We start from the raw sequence: 4,654 nt of genomic DNA, 5'->3' as shown, positions 1-4,654 counted from the left end.
GGGTGGGGGCGCGGCAGGTGGAGCGGCGGTTCCATGCGGCGGTGGGGCTGTCGCCGAAGGTGTTGTGCCGCATCGCGAGGATGCAGCACGCGGTGGAGCTGTCGCGGGAGTTGGAGGGCGCGGAGTGGGCGCTGGCGGCCGGGTACTACGACCAGGCGCACCAGGTGCGGGAATTCCGGGCGCTGACGGGGCTGACGCCGGGGGCGTACGTGCGCGAGCAGGCGGAGGTCGGATTCGTCCAATCGCCGGAGGGGGCGGGTGCGTAAGGTGGGGGTGTTCCCACTTCGAGGAGGCACACCATGTCCACCGCACCGCAGCAGGCCGAGCAGCACCACCGCATCGACTACATCGAGCTTCCCGTGAAGGACATCGCGGAGGCGAAGCGCTTCTACGGCGCCGTGTTCGGCTGGAGGTTCGAGGACTACGGCCCGGACTACACGAGCTTCATGGACGGGCGGCTGAACGGAGGCTTCGACAAGGAGCGGGAGGCGTCGAAGGGCGGCGCGTTGCTGGTGCTCTATTCGAAGGACCTGGACGCGACGCTGGCGAAGGTACGCGAGGCCGGTGGGCGCATCGTGAAGGACACGTTCTCCTTCCCCGGAGGCAAGCGCTTCCACTTCACCGACCCCACGGGCAACGAGCTGGCGGTGTGGACGGAGCCTTGAGGCGCTGAACCAACGGTAGGGCGGGGAGTGCCGCGGTTCACGCGAGCTGTCGCGGTCCCAACACTCCCGGCCCTCCCGCGACGCGTGGTGCACGAGCGGGCGGGACGCGGAGTAATCCCGGATCGCTTGCGTTCCTGGCGCGCGGTAGAAGTCGGGCCGGCTCCTCCCTGGGAATGTCGCCCGTGCTCGTTACCGCCAACGCCACCGTCCTTCACGTCAACGACACGCCCGCGAGCCTCTATCTGGGGACCTTCTCGCTGCGTCAGGCGGGCTACCGCATGCTGGAGGCGGTCACCGGAGAGGAAGCCCTACAGGTCGCCTTCGATTCACGCCCTGACGTCATCGTGCTCGACGTGAAGCTTCCCGACATGAGCGGCTATGACGTGTGCCGGCGCCTGAAGGAGGACTCTCGCACCCGCGAGATCTCCATCATCCACACCTCCGCCACCTTCATCACCGCGGAGAAGAAGGTCGCGGGCCTGCGCGCCGGCGCGGACGTCTACCTCACCCAGCCGTTCGACCCCGAAGAGCTCATCGCCACCGTCAACAGCGTCCTGCGCCTGCGGCGCGTGGAGCGCGAGGCCCTGGCGAACGCCGCCCGCCTGGAGGAGGCCGACCGCAAGAAGGACGAATTCCTCGCCATGCTCGCCCACGAGCTGCGCAACCCGCTGGCCGCCATCTCCGTCGCGGTGCAGATGCTCGGACAGAAGGACTCGAACGGTCTGTCCGAAGCCGACGCGCGCCGCCGCGACATCATCGAGCGGCAGGTGAGCCACCTGCGCCACCTGGTGGACGACCTGCTCGACGTCAGCCGCATCACGCGCGGCAAGTACGCCCTGCGTCGCGGCCGGCTGGACCTCAACACCGTGTTGCAGCACTCGCTCGCCGCCGCGCGGCCCGTGATGGAGGAGCGCGGACTCGTCCTGCGGGAGGCCCGCCCCACCGCGCCCTGCTGGGTGGACGGCGACCGGACGCGCCTGGAGCAGGTCTTCACCAACCTGCTCGACAACGCCGCCAAGTATTCACCCGAGGGCGGCATCGTCACCGTGGGCGCCCACGTGTCCGAGGACTCGCGCGTGCGCGTCTCCGTGCAGGACACCGGCATCGGCCTGCGGCCGGAGGACCAGGAGCACATCTTCGAGCTCTTCGCGCAGCTGGACGCGGGCCTCGCGCGCAGCCGGGGCGGACTGGGAATTGGCCTGACGCTGGTGCGCCACCTCGTGACCGAACACGGTGGCCACGTGGAGGTCTTCAGTGAGGGGCCAGGCCAGGGCAGCACCTTCACCATCACGTTGCCGCTGCTCACGGACGCCGCGAGGCCTGAGGCCACCGTGGAGCGCATCGAGTCCCGCCGGCGCGAGTGGCGCATCCTCCTGGTCGACGACAACCCCGACGCGCGCGACGGCCTGAGCGAGATGCTCCAGCTATGGGGCCACACCGTCGCGGTCGCCTCGGACGGTCCGGAGGCGCTCGCCATGGCGACTCCTGGCACCTACGACGTCATCATCCTGGACATCGGCCTGCCGGGCCTGGACGGCTATCAGGTGGCGCAGGAGCTGAGCGGGCGCGTGGCGTCGGACGCGCACCTCATCGCGCTCACGGGCTATGGGACGCCGGAGGACCGGGCCCGCAGCGAGGAGGCGGGCTTCGACCTGCACCTGGTCAAGCCCGTGGAGTTGGTGGAGATCGGCCGGGTGCTCGCGCAGCTGGGGCCCGTGAAGCGCGGCACACGCCGCCGGTCCCAGATGAAGAGCGCATAGGACCTCACGCCCGGGGCTAGAGGCCCGCCGCGGACTGCTCCGTGCCTCGCCGAGCCCACCGGTCGCGGATCCATGCCCGGGCGGGTTTCTCCACGCGCTCATGCACGAGCAAGCTCAGGCCTATCGAGCCCACGACGAACGCCACCACCGCCCAGGCGGCCGTGGGCGACTCACCCAGCCGTTTGAGCACTGCCTTCCAGGCGAACAGCACCGGCATGTGCAAGAGGAAGAGCGCATAGCTCGCCTCACCCAGCAGGCGCAGCGGCCGTGAAGCCAGCACCCGAGCCACGGCGCCCTGGCTCCACGACAGCAGGATGAACAACGCCGCGAACACCGGCGCCAGCAGCCCGTTGTGCAGCAGCGGGAAGGGCAGCACGGTGCTCCCCGCGAGCGCCGCGATGACTCCCGCGCACACCACCGCCACGGCCACCGGATGCGAGCGCCGCGACTCTCCGGACCGCAGCAGGAAGAAGCGCGCCGCGAGGATGCCCAGGATGAACTCCGGCAGCCGCGCCAGCGGGTTGAAGCGCAGCGCCAGCATCCACGGGCCGGAGTTGTACGCGGACGCCGTGCCTCCGGTGTGGTCCGGATCCACCGTCATGTAGAGCGCCGGGAACACCATCGCGGCGCCGTACGTCACCGCCGCGCCCACCGCGAGCGCCCTTGGCCCCAGCAGGCCCAGCCTCCCGGCCAGGAAGGGGAACGCCGCGTAGAAGAACGCCTCCACCGCCAGCGACCAGCCCGAGCCGTTCCACGCCATCGCCGTCCAAGGCGTCCAGCTCTGGAGCAGCAGCGGCGTGACCACCAGTGCCTCGGCGTGCTGCAGCCCCCTCGATGGGTCCACCGCCCACGTATCACGCAGCCCCTTGAGGTACGCGGGAGCGTCGAGTGCCAGGCCCAACGCATAGACGGGATAGATGCGCGCGAAGCGGGCCACCCAGAACGCCTTGCGCGCCGCGTACGTGCCCGGCGGCTGCTCCAGGTAGTTGTAGCCAAGGATGAAGCCCGACAGGACGAAGAAGAGGTCGAGGCTCACGTACCCGCTGTCGAGCAGCCCGTGCAGTCCCGGCGGCGCCTCCGTGCCGGAGAAGACCAGGTGATACACGTGGTAGGCGACGACGTGCGCGGTCGCGAGGAACCGCAGCCCGGTGAGTGCATGCAGTTGCTGCAGGGAAGAAACCATGAGGGCCGCGAGTCTCGCAGCCCCGAGCGTGCTCCTCAATCAGCCCGGGTGCAATGGACCTGACCGGCGGCTGAGTAGACTCACGGCGCGAGTCAGGTCACCAGAAGTGTTTCAACCCCACCCACGGTCGGAAGTCCTTCGCAATGACACGCATCGGATGCGCTCCGCGATGACCCGGGACGGCAGGCATTGAGCCGCCGAAAAAGCGGGGCCACCAGGCAGGTCCGCCGGCCGGGCGCGCAGCTCAGAAACCTGTCAGACAGTCGGACAGGCTCAAACCACACGAAGCCGAGGTCACGCGCTTGGTGGAGCTCGGAAGCAGTTCCCGACGTCATGCGTGCGCGGGCGAAGAAAGCAGGTTCACGGACAGGGCCCCCTGCCGGGCACGCATGCTCAAAACCTGTCCGACAGTCGGACAAGTTCGCGCCACATAAAGCCGAAGACGCATGCCCGCCGTGGGCCAAGACGTCGTGCGTGGACGGCAAGGAGGGTCCACGGAGAGGGCCCCTGAAGGGCACGCATGCTCAAAACCTGTCCGACCGTCGGACAGGCTCGCGCCAAACGAAGCCGGGGAAGTGGGCCTGACGAAGTCGTGCGGTGATCTGCGACATCGTGCGTGCGCGGAGAGAGAAAGCGGCTCCACGGTCGGGGCCGTCCGCCGGGAGCACAGGCCAGAAACCTGTCCGACTGTCGGACAGGCTCGCGCCACAAGACGTCGAGGAAGTGCGCCTGACGGAGTCTCGCGGTGAGCCGCGACGCCGTGCGTGCGCGGACGCCAAGAGGGTCCATGGACGTGGGGGCCGTCCGCCGGGAGCACAGGCCAGAAACCTGTCCGACAGTCGGACAGGTTTTCGCTGCATGCGGCCCGCGCACTTGTCCGACAGTCGGACAGGTTTTTCTCCGACCGGGCCCGGAGGTTTGGGCCTGCTCCGGTTCGGTGGACAGGTTGACTACGCTGCCAGCCTCTTGGTTGCGGCCCTCCGCTCGTATTCCACTGGGCTGACGTAGCCCAGGGCGGAGTGGCGCCGCTTCCGGTTGTAGAACAC

At 69.1% G+C, this 4,654-nt stretch carries 5 protein-coding genes; 3 read left to right on the top strand and 2 right to left on the bottom strand.

Annotation, left to right across the window (positions count from 1 at the left end):
* The 3 genes from D7Y15_RS42350 to D7Y15_RS42340 form a co-directional block, all read left to right on the top strand.
* A partial coding sequence (locus D7Y15_RS42350) for a helix-turn-helix domain-containing protein (protein WP_148713024.1) occupies window positions 1-266 on the top strand: 266 nt, incomplete at its 5' end.
* Window positions 267-299: 33 nt separating this feature from the next.
* A complete protein-coding gene (locus D7Y15_RS42345; RefSeq protein ID WP_120579185.1) occupies window positions 300-665 on the top strand; it encodes a VOC family protein in 366 nt (121 codons plus the stop codon).
* 182 nt (window positions 666-847) lie between these two features.
* Complete coding sequence (locus D7Y15_RS42340) at window positions 848-2,425, top strand: response regulator (RefSeq protein ID WP_121756101.1); 1,578 nt, start codon at window positions 848-850, stop codon at window positions 2,423-2,425.
* A 16-nt stretch (window positions 2,426-2,441) separates the two neighbouring features.
* On the opposite strand, the gene D7Y15_RS42335 is transcribed toward D7Y15_RS42340, so the two are convergent.
* Window positions 2,442-3,608 carry an acyltransferase gene (locus D7Y15_RS42335; protein ID WP_121756100.1) on the bottom strand — a complete coding sequence of 389 codons (1,167 nt, stop codon included), beginning with the start codon at window positions 3,606-3,608 and terminating at the stop codon, window positions 2,442-2,444.
* A gap of 950 nt (window positions 3,609-4,558) precedes the next feature.
* Window positions 4,559-4,654 (bottom strand): IS3 family transposase, encoded by a 96-nt coding sequence (locus tag D7Y15_RS46830; protein ID WP_367303451.1) that lies wholly within the window; start codon window positions 4,652-4,654, stop codon window positions 4,559-4,561.

This window comes from Corallococcus sp. AB030 (assembly GCF_003668965.1).
GTDB classification, from domain to species: Bacteria; Myxococcota; Myxococcia; order Myxococcales; family Myxococcaceae; genus Corallococcus; species Corallococcus exiguus.
This window is presented reverse-complemented; position numbering and strand designations above follow the sequence as displayed.